Here is a 16,386-nt window from a genome sequence, read left to right on the forward strand (position 1 = left end):
AGCGGCGCGCCAGTAGGGCCCGGCGCGCCAAAAAGGTGTTATTGGCCAAGCGCGTAGTCAACGAACCAGCGGTGGTCCAATTCGGCCAAGGTGCCGTCCTCTCGCATGCTGGCTATGCCTGCGTTGATGGCGGCAGTCAGCTCACTATCGTTGGGGAAGATGAAGCCAAACTCCTCGGTGCCCAAAGGCTCTCCGATCATTTGAAGCTGGTCAGGGTTGGCGCTGACGTAACCCTGTCCGCCCGCGCTATCGGCCAGCACCATATCCACATCGCCTGTCAGCAGAGCCTGAATCGCGCCCGGAATGGTTTCCAACAGCACAAGACGAGGGTTCGCCTCATCGCCATCCAGCACGTCATAGACGCCCACATAGAACGGCGTCGTGCCCGCTTGCGTGCCGATCAACAGGTCGTCATTGGCAGCAAAGCTTTCCGCATCGGTGAAGCGCGTTTCATCAGCGGCCACCAACATACGCATCTGGCTAACCATGTAAGGCATTGAGAAATCGACAAGTTCGTCACGATCTTCGCGGATGGTGATACCCGTCATGCCCATGTCGTACTGGCCGCCGGCCACCGCAGGGATCATCGCGTCCCAGCTGATGTTTTCGATCACCGGGGTGAAGTTCAGACGCTCTGCCAAGATTTCCAGCGCATCATATTCCCAGCCGATCGCAAGGCCCGAGACTGGATCGACAAACTGCAACGGCGGGTAGGCGTTCTCTGTGACCACAACGACCTCTTGGCCGCCAAGGTCGGGCAAATGCCCATCGGCGGCGGCGGTCAGTGGCATCATTGCGGCCAAAGCGACGGCGATAAAACGAGTCATAGCAAGCTCCCTGATGTTTGGGGGTAAGTATGGCGTCCCCGAGGCTGTCGTCCAGCCCCGCCGCGCTAAACGGCGCCGCAGACCGCGCAATCAGGACGGCGCTGCACGGCAATCACCCGTGCTTCCGTATATAACGCATCGTAAATCAGCATCCGCCCGCGCAGCCCCTCGCCCGCGCCGGTGATCTCTTTCACGACCTCCAGCGCCATCATCGACCCGATGATCCCCGGCAACGCCCCGACTACACCCGCCTCGGCGCAGGTGGCGCTGAGGCCCGGCGCGGGGGCATCGGGGAAAACACAGGCCATGCAAGGCGCGTCGTTCTTGGGGTCGTACAGCGTCACCTGCCCCTCCCAAGCCGAGATTGCGCCCGCGATCAACGGCTTACCCGCCGCAACGGCGGCACGGTTGATCATATCACGCACCGCGAAACTATCGGTGCCATCGACAATCAGGTCGTACTCCGCAAACAGCTCTGCCGCGACGGCTGCGGTTAACGCGCGGTTGTAAGGACGCACATCCACATGGGGGTTCAGCGCCTTCATGGCGATCTCGGCAGAGAAAACCTTCGCCATGTCGCTGCGGGCATCGGTGTGGATCACCTGCCGTTGCAGGTTCGACAGGCTGACGATGTCGTCGTCAATCACCCCGATCCGCCCCACCCCGGCCGCCGCCAAATACAACAACACCGGAGAGCCCAATCCACCGGCTCCCACCACCAATACGCTTGCCCGCTTCAAGGCGAGCTGACCGCCGCCACCAATGTCCGGCAAGGTGATGTGACGGGCATAACGCTCCAGCTCTACGCCCAGAAACGGACCCTCGGGCAAGGCCTCTGCGCCGCCCCTCGCGATATCTGCCTGTGCCGCCCGGTCGCGCATCCGACGCAGTAGCGCCCGGTACCCCAGCACCAGCGCCAATCCCGCCCCCAACAGCAACCACAGCGCCGCCGAGCCCCCCGTCACCTCCCGCAACGGGTGCCCGTCCGCAAGCAGAACCTGCACCGCAATCACCGCCAGATACAAAGCGCCCAACATACGCAAACGCACCGCAATCGGCACGTTCATCACATAGCCGATGCCCCATAGGACACCGGCAAGCAACAAGACAAATCCCATCAGCCCGTCCCGGTAGAGCCGAACCCGCCGACCCCGCGTGGCGTATCATCCAACACATCCACCGCCTCAAACACGGCCTGAACCACCGGCGCCACAACCGCCTGAGCAATCCGTGCGCCATGCTCAACCACGAAGAGCTCCGTGCCAAGGTTCACTAAAATCACCCCCAACGGCCCGCGATAATCGGCATCAATCGTGCCGGGTGCATTGGCCAAAGTTACCCCATGCTTCAAGGCCAGGCCCGACCTCGGGCGGATCTGCATCTCAAACCCTTCCGCAATCGCCACCCTCAAGCCGGTCGACACCAGCGCTCTCTCGCCCGGCCCCAATACCAACGCCTCTCGATCCTCAAAACTCGCGCGCAAGTCCGCGCCCGCAGCCCCTGCCGTTGCGTATTCCGGCAAAGCCACACCCGGGTCCGCCCAAGCCTCTCGCACCACCCGCACAATCACGCGCGCGCCCTCCCCTTCACCTTGGCCCATACAACTCAATCCCCAACCCTCAACGGGCGCCAACAGCATCGGCAATGCGCTGCGCCAGCAACCGCGCCACATCCCGCTTCGCCATCCGAGGCCACACATCTGCCCCCTCCGCATCAATCAGCACGATCGCATTCTCATCGCCGCCCATGATCCCCGTCTCAACCGAGACGTCATTGGCCACAATCCAATCACATTGCTTTCGCAACCGCTTTGCCGTGGCATTCGCCACCACATCATCGGTTTCTGCCGCAAAGCCAACGACCAATCCGGGGCGGCCCTCAACCATCTGTGACACGGTCGCCAAAATGTCCGGGTTCTCCGCAAACTCCAACGCCGGAGCCTTCCCCGACCCGTCCTTCTTCATCTTGGAGCCACTGGCATTCTCCACCCGCCAATCCGCCACGGCAGCGGCGAAGACGGCCGCGTCGGCCGGATGAGCCGCCTGCACCGCGGCCAACATCTCTCTTGCCGTCTCAATCCTTACCACGTCCACACCGGGCGGTGGCGCGACGTCGGCAGGCCCGGTCACAAACGTCACCCTCGCCCCCAAGTCCCTCAGCGCCTCTGCCATCGCCGTACCCTGCGCGCCCGATGATCGGTTGGCGATATAGCGCACCGGGTCAATCGGCTCGTGGGTCGGCCCCGAGGTCACAATCACATGGCACCCTTTCAACGGCCCATCGCTCAGGGCCGCCTCAATCGCGTCGATAATCTCGGGCACTTCGGCCATGCGCCCCGGTCCGAATTCCCCGCAGGCCATCGCGCCTTCGTCTGGTCCCGCCTCCAGAATCCCGTCGCCCTGCAATACCGCCAAGTTTCGCTGCGTCGCCGGATGCTCCCACATGCGCACATTCATCGACGGGGCAATCAGCACGCGTTTGTCGGTGGCCATCAACAGGGTCGAGGCCAGATCATTGGCCAACCCCGTTGCCATCTTCGCCATCAAATCCGCTGTCGCCGGTGCGACAACCACAAGATCAGCCGCACGGGACAATTCAATGTGCCCCATCTCGGCCTCGTCGGTCAGGTCAAACAAATCCCGGTAGACCTTCTGAGCGGCCAAGGCCGACACCGACAAAGGCGTCACGAATTCCTCTGCCGCACGGGTCAGAACCGGCACAACCTCTGCCCCTTGGTCGCGCAACCGCCGGATTAGATCCAAAGATTTGAACGCCGCGATCCCGCCGCCAATGATCAATAAAACCCGCTTGCCTGTCAGCATTTCAGACCGCTCCCCAATTACTGCGGGTCACGGTAGGCGCGTCGCGGCCTTCCTTCAATCCGAAACGCGGGCTCTCAGCGGTCAGATGCTAAATGCAAGAAACGAACCCCATGGGCCAGACCCGGTGGCCTACGCCCCCAAAAACGCCCGCACCTCGGTCGACTGCGCATCCAACGTCTTGCGCATCTTGGTGAAAGCGGCGGCCTCCAACTGACGCACGCGTTCTTTCGACAGGCCCAATTCCCCGCCAAGGCTTTCCAGCGTACGGGGGGCATCGCGTAGCTTCCGCTCGCGCACGATGAACCTTTCACGTTCATTCAGCGCGTTCATTGACGCGATGAGCCATTCACGCAACTGGGCCGTATCGTGGGAATGCTCCACGATATGCTCGGCCTGATCTGCGTCATCTTCCAGCGCGTCAATCCACTCTCGCCCCTCATCCTCGGCCGATTGCGTGGCGTTCAACGAAAAGTCAGACCCGGACAGCCGCCCATCCATCATTTCCACATCATGCAGGGGCACGCCCACTTCCTGCGCGATCATCTCCAGCAATTGGTGCTTGTCCAGCGGCTCCCCGGCCTTCAACGCCTCTCTCTCCAACCGTGCCTGAACCCGACGCATGTTGAAAAACAAACTCTTCTGCGAGGAGGTCGAGCCGGTACGCACCATCGACCAATTCCGCATAACGTGATCTTGCACGCTCGCCTTGATCCACCAGACGGCATAGGTCGAAAAGCGCACGCCGCGATCGGGGTCGAACTTTTCGGCGGCTTTCATCAGGCCAAGGCCCGCTTCCTGTATCAGGTCGTTCATCGGCGCCCCGTAGCGCTTGAACTTGGCCGCCATAGAGATCGCAAGCCGCATATAGGCAGTAATCAATCGGTGCAGGCTTTCCTCGCAGCGGTCATCGCGCCACGCATAGGCCAGCTTCAGTTCCGTCTCTGCGTCCAGCATTTCTGCCTTCATCGCGCGACGGGAAATGTTGAACTCTCCACTCCGATCCACAGCCATTTTGACCCCCCGGTTTTTCCTGCATAACAGACGCGCATGTACCGCGCCTTCAATTGTGTTACGCAGGGGTCAATTGGTTGGATCATTCTTAAGGACAAAAAAGTTGCGCCTGCCTCCTATCAGCCTCGTCCTTGGGGGCGCTTCCAGCGGAAAATCCGCTTTTGCCGAACGCATGGTCCGCCAAAGCGGGCTTGCCAAAGTCTATGTCGCCACCGCCGAGGCGCGCGACGGCGAAATGAAGACGAAGATCACAAAACATCGGGGCCAGCGGGCGGGTCAGGGATGGCGCACGGTTGAGGCGCCCCATGAAACCGCCACCGCCCTGACGCAGATTGAAGCGGGCGAAATCGCCTTGCTGGATTGTGTGACGTTTTGGCTGACAAACCTGATGATCGACGATGGCGATTGGGACGAAGAACTAGAGATTTTGCTGGACGTCTTGGTGCAAATGCGCGCGCCCGTTGTGCTGGTCAGCAATGATGTTTCCGGCGGCGTTGTTCCGGAAAACGCACTGGCACGCGCCTTCCAGCGGGCCCAGGGTGTAGTGAACCAACGCCTTGCTGCACAGGCCGATCTGGTGGTCTACGTCACGGCTGGTCTGCCCACAGTGCTCAAGGGTGAGCCTCAGCTGGACGACGTGGACGAGCCTTGGTGACCATGCCGCGCCGCCTTTTCCTAATCCGTCACGGGCCTACCCATCAGACCGTCTTCACCGGCTGGCGTGATGTGCCCGCTGACTTGTCAGACACCGCTGCCGTAGCGCGGATGCGCGATCACTTGCCGCCCGATGCGCCGATCGTCTCATCTGATCTGCAACGCTGTGTGGCAACGGCTGATGCCATCGCAGGCGGGCGGATGCGCCTGCCCCATGACCGCGACCTGCGGGAATTTGACTTTGGCGCCTGGGATGGACTGGGGTTTGAAGAAGTCGGCAAACGCGATCCTATCCTGAGCCGAGCCTTCTGGGATGATCCGGGCGATATCACGCCACCGGGCGGCGAAAGCTGGAACGATGTGGCCACCCGTGTTGGTGGTGCTGTCACCCGTCACATGGCGGCTCGGCCGGGTGATCTTGTCGTGGTGGCCCATTTCGGCGCGATCCTGTGCCAGATCGGCCTTTTGACCGGACAGACGCCGAAACAGATCATCGCCCAGAAGATTGATCCCCTATCGGTGTCCGAGCTGCATTTGCAGGGGGGACACTGGTCTCTGGCCTCGGTTAATCATTGTCCCTGAAATGGGGCTTAATCGCTGCACTTAATCACTGGCCCTGATCGCCCCCATCACAGCCTTTCGATTGACGTGCCCGCGCCCGCACGGCCTATTGCTCCCATGACCTATGATCTCCTTATCGGACAACAGTCCTATTCCAGCTGGTCCCTTCGCGGATGGCTGTCCTTCGCGCCCTTTGGCATTCCCGTCACTCTCCACAAGGTCGAGATTTACGGCGATACGTTCTTTGACGACGTCGCAGCCTTCGGCGGCAATCGCACCGTGCCCGCCGCCCGAACGCCTGACGGCGGCATGCTGACCGATAGCATGGCGATTGCTTGGCACGTGGCCGAGACTTTTGTCGATCGCGGCGTATTGCCTTCCGATCCCGTGGACCGGGCCGAAGCGATGTCGATCATCTCCGAGATGCACGGCGGTTTCGCGGCCATTCGCGGCGCATGCCAAGTGAACCTTCGCAACGCTTGGGCTGGATTTGAACCCTCGCCCGAGATTTTGGCCGATGTGGCCCGGTTCGAACAGATCATGGAACGGGCCATTTCCCGGTCCGGTGGGCCGTACCTTTTTGGCGCCTTCACCCTGGCCGATGCCTTCTACGCCCCCTTGGCGACGCGCCTGTTGACCTATGGCCTGCCAATGTCAGACAGGGCGACGGCCTACGCGAAAGCCATCGTCACCCACCCCTCCTTTGTTGAATGGCGCGACGCAGGCATGAAAGAAACCCAAGAAATCGCGCGCTATGACAAGGCGCCCTTGGAACGGATACCCTTCCCGACGTTTTCTTGATGCGGGCGGGATGCTTAATCCAACCTTGGGTGCGTTAACCATTCGCTAACCATCTATCGGCCAGAGTTGGCGGCATGTTTGAAGCCGCCAGCCCCGAGGCCCTTGCCCTGACCCATACCGTGGCCTTTGAAGGGCTGGAGGCCCGCCGGGTCGAGGTGCAATGCGCCGTGACCTCGGGCCTTCCCGGCTTTGCTATTGTGGGCCTGCCCGACAAGGCCGTGTCCGAGGCTCGCGAGCGTGTACGCACGGCCTTGCAGGCCATGGCCATCGCCCTGCCATCGCGGCGGATCACGGTAAATCTGTCTCCCGCCAATATTCCGAAAGAGGGCTCTCACTTCGATCTCCCCATCGCCTTGGCGCTTTTGGCGGCCTTAGGCATCTTGCCGAAAGAGAGGGTGGAAGAGGCTTTGTCCCTTGGTGAATTATCTCTGAATGGGCGCTTGGTGCCTGTGTTGGGTGCACTCCCCGCCGCCCTTGCCGCGGGCGAGGACAACCGTACGTTGCTGTGCCCCAGCGGTTGCGGCGCGGAGGCAGCTTGGGTGGGGGCGACGCCGGTTTTCGCGGCTGCGTCCTTGGGCGATTTGATCGCTCACCTCACCGACCGCGCCCCTTTGGAGCCTGCCGCACCGGGTGAGGTTGCCGCCGATCCCGGCGAGAAATGCCTGTCAGAAGTGCGCGGGCAGGAGCGCGCGAAACGGGCGATGGAAATCGCCGCGGCGGGGCGGCATCACCTGCTAATGGTCGGCTCTCCGGGGTCCGGAAAATCCATGTTGGCGGCAAGGCTGCCAGGCATTTTGCCCCCACTCTCTGCGGCCGAGGCATTAGAGACCTCGATGATCCATTCGCTGTCCGGGTTGTTGGACGAGGGCGGCATATCGCGCACCCGCCCTTACCGGGCGCCGCATCACACGGCCTCCATGCCGGCAATCGTGGGCGGTGGGCGCGGCGCGAAACCGGGGGAAATCAGCCTTGCCCACAACGGCGTGCTGTTTTTGGATGAATTCCCGGAATACCCTCGCGCGGTCCTGGAAACCCTGCGCCAACCGATTGAGACCGGCGACGTTATGGTGGCGCGGGCCAATGCCCATGTGACCTACCCCTGCCGTTTCTTGCTGATCGCGGCGGCAAACCCCTGCCGCTGCGGGAACCTCTATGATGCCGATGCCGCGTGTAGCCGGGCGCCGATCTGCGGGCAGGACTATATGGGAAAGATCTCGGGGCCTCTCATGGATCGGTTTGATCTGCGATTAGAGGTGCCGCCGGTTGCCTTCTCGGACCTCGACCTTCCCGCCTCCGGCGACACCAGTGCCGCTATCGCCGCGCGTGTCGCGCTGGCGCGCGACGTGCAGGCGGCTCGCTTTTCCGCCCTAGGGGCGTCAGCGCGGGTGAACGCCGATGCCGAGGGTGCGTTGCTGGACGAAATCGCCACCCCCGATGCTGAGGGCAAGGCGATGCTGTTGCAAGCGGCTGAGAAGTTCAAGCTTACCGCGCGGGGGTATCACCGCGTTCTGCGCCTGGCGCGGACCATCGCTGACCTTGACGGGGCGGAGACAATTGGCCTGCCCCATATCGCCGAGGCCATCGGCTACCGGCTTGTCGCGGTGCGCGAGGTTTAGGAAGAAAGCACCGCAGGTGCGCCGCGCGGAAAACGCACCGGAGGTGCGATGACTAGAGCGCCGAAGGCGCCCTGGAAACCCCGTGCCGAAGGCGCGTCTCATGCCATCGCGGCAACACGCCCCTCGATCGCTTCCCAGATCTTCGCGGCAATGTTCACACCGTCAAACCGCTCCAGCTCCTGAATGCCGGTGGGCGAGGTCACGTTGATCTCGGTCAGCCAGCCGCCGATCACGTCGATACCGACAAACACCTGACCCATCTCTTTCAGACGGGGACCGATAATGGCGCAAATCTCTTTTTCGCGCTCTGTCAGGGCGGTGGGTTCGGGCTTGCCGCCCACATGCATGTTCGAACGCACCTCCCCCTTGGCAGGCACCCGGTTGATGCCGCCAACCGGCTCTCCATCCACCAAGATCACCCGCTTGTCGCCTGCCGACACGTCGGGCAGGAACTTTTGCATGATTAGCGGCTCTCGATTGATGCCGGTAAAGAGCTCATGCAGAGAATTCAGGTTACGGTCTTCGGGCGTCAGGCGGAACACACCCGCGCCGCCGTTGCCATAGAGCGGCTTAAGGATCACGTCCCCGTGGTCTTCCTTGAACGCTTTCAACATGTCGATATCGCGGGCGATCATCGTGGGCGGGGTCAGATCGGGGTAGTCCAGTACCAACAGTTTTTCAGGCGAATTGCGCACCCAGAATGGATCATTCACCACCAGCGTCTTGCCGCGCAGGCGGTCCAGCAGATGCGTCGTGGTGATGTAGCCCATGTCGAAGGGCGGGTCCTGACGCAGCCAGACCACGTCAACTTCTTCCAAATCCACAATCTCAGCGGTTTGGGCCGTGACATGGGCGCCCTGCTCGCGCTGCACAGTGATGCGACGGACGCGGGCGCAGACCTTATTCTCTCGGTAGAAGAGGTCGTCGGGGGTGTAGACCATCAACTCGTGGCCGCGGGCCTGAGCCTCTTCCGCCAAACGGAACGTCGAATCCGCGTCAATATTTACGTCTTCAATCGGATCCATCTGAAACGCGATCAACATATCTGCCCCTCCGGTGTTGGCTCTGGCCCTTTATGTGGCGCGGCACGGGCGCAGGTGCAATGGGGGATCAAGCACAGAGCGCGTTCACGATCACGTCGAAACGGCCCTGCCCGTCGATCAGGGCCACATCAAACCGCATCGGCGTCGCAAGGCCCTTGGGGAAGGTGCCAAGGCAATGTTCCGCACTGCGCAGCAGCCGCCCAATCTGGCGTTTCGTCAGCGATTCCGCCGCGCGGGCATGGGTGCTGGAGCATTTCACTTCAACGAAAATAACTTCTCCGTCTTTCTCGAGGATCAGGTCAATTTCACCGGCGGGGCCGCGCCAGCGGCGGGCAATAAGCCGGTGGCCATGATCGATGTAGACGCGCAACGCGCTGTCTTCTGCGGCCTTGCCCTTGAGATAGGACGCCTGCCCCCTTAGCCGCCGTTTTTCAGCCGCAGCCCCAGTTGATACACGTCCCGTTTGGACATGCCCAACATCTCGGCCACATGGTTTGATGCGGCCTTCAACGGCATGTCTTCCAGCGCTATGGTCAGGGCCGTTTCCACATCCTGTTCCGATGGGGCCTGGGCTGTGGCGCGGCTGATCACGACCACAATTTCGCCCTTCAACGTACGGTCCGCCAGCCGGTCGCGGACCTGCCCACAGGTGCCGCGTATCACTTCTTCGAAACGTTTGGTCAGTTCCCGGCAAATCGCCACCTCTCGATCATCGCCCAGAGCCTCGCACAATTCACCTAACATTCGGTGAATGCGTTTGGGGCTTTCATAGATGATCACCGTGGCCCCCGCCGCATCGAGGCCGTTGAGCCATTTCGCCCGAGCGCCCGTTTGGCTCGGCGCAAAGCCCGCGAACAAGAACCGGTCAGAGGCAAGGCCCGACACCGTCAAAGCCGCCAATGCGGCCGAGGGGCCGGGGGCAGAAAATACCGAATAGCCCGCATCAATCACAGCGCGTCCCAATTGGTAGCCGGGGTCAGCAACCAAAGGCGTGCCCGCCTCAGAGACATAGGCCACAGACTGGCCCTTTTCCAACGCGCCCAAGACACGGGGCCGCGCCTCTGCGCCATTGTGGTCGTGGTAGGGAATCATCGGGCGGCTGTTGACCGGCACGCCGTGGATTTCCATCAGCTTGCGGGCCGTGCGCGTATCTTCGGCGGCAATGACATCCGCGCCACGCAACACATCCAAGGCGCGCAGGGTGATATCACGGGCCGATCCAATGGGCGTGGCCACGAAATGCAGGCCGGGGGCGATGGAAATAGCCGCATTCATGGGCGTGCCTCCGCTTGCGGTGAAACAACGCGCACCTCTCCCATTGAAATAGCCCGGCATTCCGGTCCATTAGCCAAGCCTAGGGGCTTGCGGCATTGGGTGTTGCGTTTACTTGAACGGATTATCGCCGTAGCGTGCATCTGCGGGCCTCTCGCCACGTCTATTTCTGTTACGCCTCTTGGGGAGGGCCTTCGTCCTATGGTTTCCGGTTTCAGCACACTTCGCAACCCGCTGCGCGCGTTGGTCGCCCTTCTTTTGTCTTTTGTCCTGACGGCCTGTCAGATCGGCGGCGGCCCTGTTGGGCTTGGAACGGGGCCTCGCGTCGGTCAAACCGTTGAAGTCGCAATGCTTTTGCCCGTCAGCGGCTCAGGCGGAGACGCCCTGTTGGCCCGCAGTCTGGAAAACGCCGCCCGTCTGGCCGCTGCCGATGTTGCAGGGTCCGCGACGATTGAGATCACCGTTTACGACACCGCAGGTAACGCGGCCACCGCGGCCACCCGCGCGCAAGAGGCCGTTTCGGCCGGTGCCGACGTCATCGTTGGTCCGCTCCGCTCGGATGCGGCGGCAGCTGTGGGTGTTGCGGTTGCAAACTCCAACATCGCGGTACTCAGCTTCTCTAATAATACCGAGATCGCCGGGGGCAACGTTCTTGTCCTGGGGCACACCTTTGCCAACACCGCCGCACGGATCGTCAGCTATTCGGCCCGCCAAGGCCGTGGCAATATCGTGATGGTTCACGCCAACAACTTGGCCGGTGAAGTTGCCCGCGACGCCGTGCGCAGTGCCGCCGCCCGGTCTGGCGCGACGATCACGGCAACTGTACCTTACGAATTCAGCCAAAACGGCGTCGTGAACGCCGTGCCACAAGTTGTGTCTGCGGTGCGCTCTGGTGGTGGCAATGCTGTTTTGTTGTCGTCCGACAGCGCCGGCGCCCTGCCCTTGTTCGCGCAGCTCCTGCCCGAAAACGGCCTGAACACCTCTAGCGTGCAAATGATGGGCCTGACCCGTTGGGACATCCCGCCCGCGACGCTTCAGTTCACCGGCTTGCAAGGCGGTTGGTTCGCGCTGCCCGACCCTAACGCCACAGCCAGCTTCAACGCGCGCTACGCCGCTGCGAACGGGGGCGCGCCCCATACCCTTGGCGGGCTTGGCTATGACGCCATCCGCGCCATTGCCGCAGCAGCACCTTCGGGCCGTATGGGGTCTGCGGATCTGATTGCGGCAGGCCAGATTGACGGTTCCGGCGGCGCGTTCCGCTTCCTTAACAACGGCACAATCGAACGGGCATTGGCCGTGGCCGAGATTGCAAACCAACAGGTAAATGTCATTGACCCTGCCCCAAGCAGACTTGGCGGTGCCGGCCTCTGATCGGCCGCTAAACCCAAGCCTTTCCGCTGCTTCCTCTCCGGGTACCCTTCTGCTGCCCGGAGAGGAAATTATTGATCGATCGGCCTTGGCCGCGCGCATTGATGCCGCTTGCCTTGATGCCAAAGACGCCAGCGCCATTCGCGCCGCCACAGTGGCGGCGCTGGCTGAGGCCCAGAAATCCGCGCGAGCGGCCTTGGCCGCGGCAATCACCGCGCAGCCCCTTGCCGCGCGTCGGGCGACCCGGTCCTACGCCTATCTAACCGACGCTCTGGTGACCGAGGTGTTGCGCGTCGCCCAGACCTACCTTCACCCCACCAACATCCGGTCCGAGGCCGAGCGGATCGCCGTTCTGGCCGTCGGCGGCTACGGGCGCGCCGAAATGGCCCCTTTCTCTGATGTGGACCTACTGTTCCTGACCCCTTGGAAAGTAACGGGAAAGGTCGAAAGCATCATCGAAAGCACGCTTTATATGCTTTGGGATTTGCGCCTGAAGGTTGGGCATTCCTCTCGGACGATCAAGGATTGCCTGCGCTTGGGTCGCGAGGATTACACGATCCGCACAACCTTTCTGGAGATGCGCCATCTAAGCGGCGATGAACAGCTTAGCGCTGAATTGCAAACCACCCTTCGGGAGCAATTGTTCGACGGCACGACAGGCGAATTCATTGAGGCCAAGCTGGAAGAACGCACCACTCGCCACAAGAAGCAGGGCGGTCAGCGCTACGTGGTGGAACCGAACGTCAAAGAAGGCAAAGGCGGTCTGCGGGATTTGCAGACGCTTTATTGGATCGCGAAGTACGAACACAACGTCGTTAAGGCGGCGGAGCTGGTGGGGCTTGATGTCTTCCACCCCGAAGAGTTCCAAGCCTTCGACGCCGCCGAGCGGTTCGTTTGGGCGGTGCGCTGTCACCTCCACCTGATCGCGGGCCGGGCACAAGATGTCCTGAGCTTTGACATGCAGGTCGAAGTGGCCGAACGCCTCGGCTACGAGGATCACTCAGGCCGCCGTGCGGTAGAACATTTCATGCAGGATTACTTCCTTCATGCCACCCAAGTGGGTGAATTGACGCGCATTTTCCTGACCGAATTGGAAGCCCGTCACGTCAAGCAAGAGCCCGCCATTCTTGGCTTCCTGCGCGGCGTCACCCGCCGCAAACGCCTGAAGCCCGGCTACGCCCTGCGCCAGAACCGCCTTGATATCCAATCACCCGAAACGTTTTTTGAAGACCCGCTGAACATCTTGCGGCTGTTTGAAGAAGGCCTCCGCACCAGCTACCTGATCCATCCCAACGCCATGCGTGAAGCCACCGCGCGGCTGGACCTGATCGACGATGATATGCGTAACAACAAGGAAGCCAACCGGATTTTCCTTGATCTGATGTTAAAGCACGGCAACCCGGAACGCGGTTTGCGCCGGATGAACGAGCTTGGCGTTCTGGCCGCCTTCATGCCGGAATTCGCCCATATCGTGGCGATGATGCAGTTCAACATGTACCACAGCTACACCGTGGACGAGCATACGATTCAGGTCGTCTCGACGCTGGCCCAGATCGAGCGCGAGGAATTGGTCGAGGAACTGCCTCTGGTTTCGGGTGTGCTGAAGCGGGGCGTCAATCGCAAGGTGCTGTTCGTGGCTTGCCTGCTGCATGATATCGGCAAGGGTCGGAACGAAGATCACTCGATCCTCGGCGCACGAATGGCGCGTAGCATCGCGCCCCGACTGGGGCTGAAACCAGCGGAATGCGAAACCGTTGAATGGTTGGTCCGCTACCACTTGCTGATGTCCGACATGGCGCAGAAACGCGATATCGCGGACCCGCGCACGGTGCGCGACTTTGCCAAGGCGGTGAAAACACGCGAACGGCTGGATTTGCTGACCGTTCTAACGGTGTGTGATATTCGCGGCGTTGGACCAAACACGTGGAACAACTGGAAAGCGACGCTGATCCGGGCGCTGCACAGATCTACCGCGATGGCTTTGGAAACCGGGCTGGAGGACCTCAACCGTGACCAGCTGGAGGGGGAGGCAAAGAAGCGTCTGCGCGAAGCCCTGAAGGACTGGAAAAAGACCGACATCAAGACCGAAGTGGACCGCCACTATGGCCCCTATTGGCAGGGGCTAGATCTGCAAACGCAGGTCACCTTCGCCAAGATGCTCAGCGGCCTGAAAGCGACCGAAATCAAGATCGACACCAAGCAAGACGAAGACCGCGACGCCACGCGGGTTTGCTTTGCGCTGGCCGACCACCCCGGCATCTTCTGCCGCCTTGCGGGCGCGATCAGCCTGGTGGGGGCCAACGTGGTGGACGCGCGGACCTATACGTCGAAAGACGGCTACGCGACGGCGGTATTCTGGGTGCAGGATGGCGATGGCCACCCTTATGAAAAATCGCGCCTGCCGCGTTTGACCGCAATGATCCGCAAGACCCTGCGCGGCGAAGTTGTCGCCTCGGAAGCGATGGAAAAACGCGACAAGATCAAGAAACGTGAACGCCCCTTCGATGTGCCCACAACGATTACCTTCGATAACGAGGGGTCGGAGATTTACACGATCATCGAAGTTGATACTCGCGACCGTCCCGGCCTGCTTTATGACCTGACAAAAACGCTGGCGGCGGCAAATATCTACATCTCTTCGGCCACCATCGCGACGTACGGCGTGCAGGTGGTGGATACCTTCTACGTGAAGGATATGTTCGGGCTGAAGCTGCATTCCGAGCCGCGCCGGGCCGCGTTGGAAAAGAAGCTGCGCGATGCCATTGCGCGGGTTGCAGAGCGGGCTGGCGCGTAGTGGAGCCCGCCCCCCCAACCAAGCCAAAAGGCGAAGCGAAGCCAATCCGCATGATGCGCGGGATATTCACCGTGGGCTTCTGGACCTTGGCCAGCCGCATTTTCGGCTTTGCCCGCGACATCCTGATCGGCGCGTTTCTGGGCGCGGGCCCGGTGGCCGAAGCGTTTTTGATCGCCTTTGCTCTGCCCAACATGTTCCGCCGCTTCTTTGCCGAGGGCGCGTTCAACACTGCCTTTGTGCCGATGTTCTCCAAAAAGGTGGAATCGGGCTCGGACGCCGAAGGCTTTGCGCAAGATGCCTTCTCGGGCCTTGCCTCGATCCTGATCGTTCTAACCCTTGTGGCGCAGCTCGCCATGCCATGGCTGGTGCTGGCGATGGCGGGCGGTTTCGCGGGGGATGAGCGGTTTCCCCTGACCGTCGACTATGGCCGCATCGCTTTCGTCTATATCCTGTTCATTTCCCTCGCAGCGCTGTTCTCGGGCATGTTGAACGCCACGGGGCGTTTCGCCGCCGCGGCCGCCGCGCCGGTGCTGCTGAACATCATCCTCGTGGGGGTGCTTCTTGGGGTGTCATGGTCCGTGCCCGACGGCAAGATGACCACCCTGGTTGACCCGGCCGAGGCCTATGGCCGCGCCCTCATATGGGCGGTGCCCGTGGCGGGGATCGCGCAAATGGCGCTGGTCTGGTTCGCCGTGTACCGGGCCGGATATCGGGTCAACCTGCGCCTGCCGCGCCTGACGCCCGACATGCGCAAACTGGCGCTGATCGCCCTGCCTGCCATGCTGGCGGGGGGCGTCGTGCAGGTGAACCTTCTGGTGGGGCGATTTGTGGCGAGCTATTTTGACGGGGCGATTGCGTGGCTTTACTACGCTGACCGCCTGTATCAGCTGCCCTTGGGCGTTGTGGGCATCGCCATTGGCATCGTGCTGCTGCCCGACCTTTCGCGCCGCCTGCGCGCGGGAGATGACGCGGGCGGGCGTTTTGCATTCTCTCGCGCGGGAGAGCTTTCGATGGCCCTCACCATTCCGGCGGCGGTGGCCTTGGCGGTCATCTCGGTGCCGCTGATCTCGGTCCTGTTTGAACGAGGCGAGTTCACCTCGGACGATACCGCGGCCACGGCACTGGCGCTGACGGTCTACGCTTTGGGCCTACCGGCCTTCGTGCTGCAAAAGGTGCTGCAACCGGTTTACTTCGCCCGCGAAGACACCCGCCGCCCGTTTCATTATGCGCTGGTGGCGATGTTCGTAAACGCCCTTGTGGCCATCGGCCTGTCGGTTTTCATCGGCTTTCTGGGCGCGGCCATTGCCACCACGGCGGCGGCTTGGGTCATGGTGGGGTTGCTATCACGCGGGCGGCGCGGCTTGGGCGATGTGGCGCAATTCGACGACCGTTTTCGAGCCCGTATCTGGCGCATCTGTGCCGCTTCGGTCGCGATGGGGATCGTGCTATTTGCCAGCGCCCTGATGCTTGGCCCGTTCTTTGGTGAACCGGGCCTTCGCTACGTGGCGCTGGCGCTTTTGGTAGCCCTTGGCCTTGTCAGCTACTTCGGCTTCGCCCGCCTCTTCGGCGCGTTCAACCTACGAGAGCTTCGCGGCACCATGCGGGGCCACTAAAGGC

Annotated in this window: 15 protein-coding genes; 7 read left to right on the plus strand and 8 right to left on the minus strand. The window is 61.9% G+C overall.

Features of this window, described 5'->3' with window-relative positions:
* Positions 1-38: 38 nt before the first annotated feature.
* From K3728_16255 to K3728_16275, 5 genes are all read right to left on the minus strand, one after another.
* On the minus strand, positions 39-827 hold the full coding sequence (locus tag K3728_16255) for a transporter substrate-binding domain-containing protein (protein ID UWQ95217.1): 789 nt from the start codon (positions 825-827) through the stop codon (positions 39-41).
* Positions 828-892: 65 nt separating this feature from the next.
* Positions 893-1,945 (minus strand): molybdopterin-synthase adenylyltransferase MoeB, encoded by a 1,053-nt coding sequence (gene moeB / locus K3728_16260; protein UWQ95218.1) that lies wholly within the window; start codon positions 1,943-1,945, stop codon positions 893-895.
* Complete coding sequence (gene dut / locus K3728_16265) at positions 1,945-2,427, minus strand: dUTP diphosphatase (GenBank protein ID UWQ95219.1); 483 nt, start codon at positions 2,425-2,427, stop codon at positions 1,945-1,947. The genes moeB and dut overlap by 1 nt, the downstream gene beginning before the upstream one ends.
* 19 nt (positions 2,428-2,446) lie before the next feature.
* The gene (gene coaBC / locus K3728_16270; GenBank protein ID UWQ95220.1) at positions 2,447-3,649 is read right to left on the minus strand and encodes a bifunctional phosphopantothenoylcysteine decarboxylase/phosphopantothenate--cysteine ligase CoaBC; all 1,203 of its coding nucleotides are present in this window, start codon (positions 3,647-3,649) and stop codon (positions 2,447-2,449) included.
* A gap of 129 nt (positions 3,650-3,778) precedes the next feature.
* Positions 3,779-4,660, minus strand: a complete 882-nt coding sequence (locus tag K3728_16275) for an RNA polymerase factor sigma-32 (GenBank protein ID UWQ95221.1) — start codon at positions 4,658-4,660, stop codon at positions 3,779-3,781.
* 103 nt (positions 4,661-4,763) lie between these two features.
* On the opposite strand from K3728_16275, the gene cobU reads away from it, so the two are divergent.
* From cobU to K3728_16295, 4 genes are all read left to right on the plus strand, one after another.
* Positions 4,764-5,315 (plus strand): bifunctional adenosylcobinamide kinase/adenosylcobinamide-phosphate guanylyltransferase, encoded by a 552-nt coding sequence (gene cobU, locus K3728_16280; protein UWQ95222.1) that lies wholly within the window; start codon positions 4,764-4,766, stop codon positions 5,313-5,315.
* Between the two features lie 2 nt (positions 5,316-5,317).
* The gene (locus K3728_16285; GenBank protein UWQ95223.1) at positions 5,318-5,896 is read left to right on the plus strand and encodes a histidine phosphatase family protein; all 579 of its coding nucleotides are present in this window, start codon (positions 5,318-5,320) and stop codon (positions 5,894-5,896) included.
* Positions 5,897-5,992: 96 nt separating this feature from the next.
* Entirely contained in the window at positions 5,993-6,676 is a 684-nt protein-coding gene (locus K3728_16290; protein ID UWQ95224.1) for a glutathione S-transferase, read from the plus strand.
* A 74-nt stretch (positions 6,677-6,750) separates the two neighbouring features.
* Entirely contained in the window at positions 6,751-8,292 is a 1,542-nt protein-coding gene (locus K3728_16295) for a YifB family Mg chelatase-like AAA ATPase (protein UWQ95225.1), read from the plus strand.
* A gap of 98 nt (positions 8,293-8,390) precedes the next feature.
* Here K3728_16295 and gshB read toward each other — a convergent pair whose 3' ends face one another.
* From gshB to rsmI, 3 genes are all read right to left on the minus strand, one after another.
* Positions 8,391-9,335 (minus strand): glutathione synthase, encoded by a 945-nt coding sequence (gene gshB / locus K3728_16300; GenBank protein ID UWQ95226.1) that lies wholly within the window; start codon positions 9,333-9,335, stop codon positions 8,391-8,393.
* A gap of 67 nt (positions 9,336-9,402) precedes the next feature.
* Positions 9,403-9,705, minus strand: a complete 303-nt coding sequence (locus K3728_16305) for a YraN family protein (GenBank protein ID UWQ95227.1) — start codon at positions 9,703-9,705, stop codon at positions 9,403-9,405.
* A 47-nt stretch (positions 9,706-9,752) separates the two neighbouring features.
* On the minus strand, positions 9,753-10,610 hold the full coding sequence (gene rsmI, locus K3728_16310) for a 16S rRNA (cytidine(1402)-2'-O)-methyltransferase (protein UWQ95228.1): 858 nt from the start codon (positions 10,608-10,610) through the stop codon (positions 9,753-9,755).
* Positions 10,611-10,808: 198 nt separating this feature from the next.
* Here rsmI and K3728_16315 point away from each other — a divergent pair, with 198 nt between their 5' ends.
* From K3728_16315 to murJ, 3 genes are read left to right on the plus strand one after another with little or no spacing between them, the layout of a single operon-like run.
* The gene (locus K3728_16315) at positions 10,809-11,978 is read left to right on the plus strand and encodes a penicillin-binding protein activator (GenBank protein UWQ95229.1); all 1,170 of its coding nucleotides are present in this window, start codon (positions 10,809-10,811) and stop codon (positions 11,976-11,978) included.
* Complete coding sequence (locus K3728_16320; protein ID UWQ95230.1) at positions 11,932-14,769, plus strand: [protein-PII] uridylyltransferase; 2,838 nt, start codon at positions 11,932-11,934, stop codon at positions 14,767-14,769. The genes K3728_16315 and K3728_16320 overlap by 47 nt, the downstream gene beginning before the upstream one ends.
* A 50-nt stretch (positions 14,770-14,819) precedes the next feature.
* Positions 14,820-16,382 (plus strand): murein biosynthesis integral membrane protein MurJ, encoded by a 1,563-nt coding sequence (gene murJ, locus K3728_16325; GenBank protein ID UWQ95231.1) that lies wholly within the window; start codon positions 14,820-14,822, stop codon positions 16,380-16,382.
* Positions 16,383-16,386 lie beyond the last annotated feature (4 nt).

It is taken from the genome of Rhodobacteraceae bacterium M385 (assembly GCA_025141835.1).
In the GTDB taxonomy this organism is placed as follows: Bacteria; Pseudomonadota; Alphaproteobacteria; order Rhodobacterales; family Rhodobacteraceae; genus Gymnodinialimonas.

What these genes read in the sequence shown, in the direction of transcription:
- K3728_16285 (UWQ95223.1), top strand. Translation starts at nt 5,318, where the DNA reads ATGCCGCGCCGCCTTTTCCTAATCCGTCACGGGCCTACCCATCAGACC.
- dut (UWQ95219.1), bottom strand. Translation starts at nt 2,427, where the DNA reads ATGGGCCAAGGTGAAGGGGAGGGCGCGCGCGTGATTGTGCGGGTGGTG.
- K3728_16320 (UWQ95230.1), top strand. Translation starts at nt 11,932, where the DNA reads ATGTCATTGACCCTGCCCCAAGCAGACTTGGCGGTGCCGGCCTCTGAT.
- murJ (UWQ95231.1), top strand. Translation starts at nt 14,820, where the DNA reads ATGATGCGCGGGATATTCACCGTGGGCTTCTGGACCTTGGCCAGCCGC.
- moeB (UWQ95218.1), bottom strand. Translation starts at nt 1,945, where the DNA reads ATGGGATTTGTCTTGTTGCTTGCCGGTGTCCTATGGGGCATCGGCTAT.
- rsmI (UWQ95228.1), bottom strand. Translation starts at nt 10,610, where the DNA reads ATGAATGCGGCTATTTCCATCGCCCCCGGCCTGCATTTCGTGGCCACG.
- K3728_16275 (UWQ95221.1), bottom strand. Translation starts at nt 4,660, where the DNA reads ATGGCTGTGGATCGGAGTGGAGAGTTCAACATTTCCCGTCGCGCGATG.
- coaBC (UWQ95220.1), bottom strand. Translation starts at nt 3,649, where the DNA reads ATGCTGACAGGCAAGCGGGTTTTATTGATCATTGGCGGCGGGATCGCG.
- gshB (UWQ95226.1), bottom strand. Translation starts at nt 9,335, where the DNA reads ATGTTGATCGCGTTTCAGATGGATCCGATTGAAGACGTAAATATTGAC.
- K3728_16315 (UWQ95229.1), top strand. Translation starts at nt 10,809, where the DNA reads ATGGTTTCCGGTTTCAGCACACTTCGCAACCCGCTGCGCGCGTTGGTC.
- K3728_16255 (UWQ95217.1), bottom strand. Translation starts at nt 827, where the DNA reads ATGACTCGTTTTATCGCCGTCGCTTTGGCCGCAATGATGCCACTGACC.
- K3728_16295 (UWQ95225.1), top strand. Translation starts at nt 6,751, where the DNA reads ATGTTTGAAGCCGCCAGCCCCGAGGCCCTTGCCCTGACCCATACCGTG.
- K3728_16290 (UWQ95224.1), top strand. Translation starts at nt 5,993, where the DNA reads ATGACCTATGATCTCCTTATCGGACAACAGTCCTATTCCAGCTGGTCC.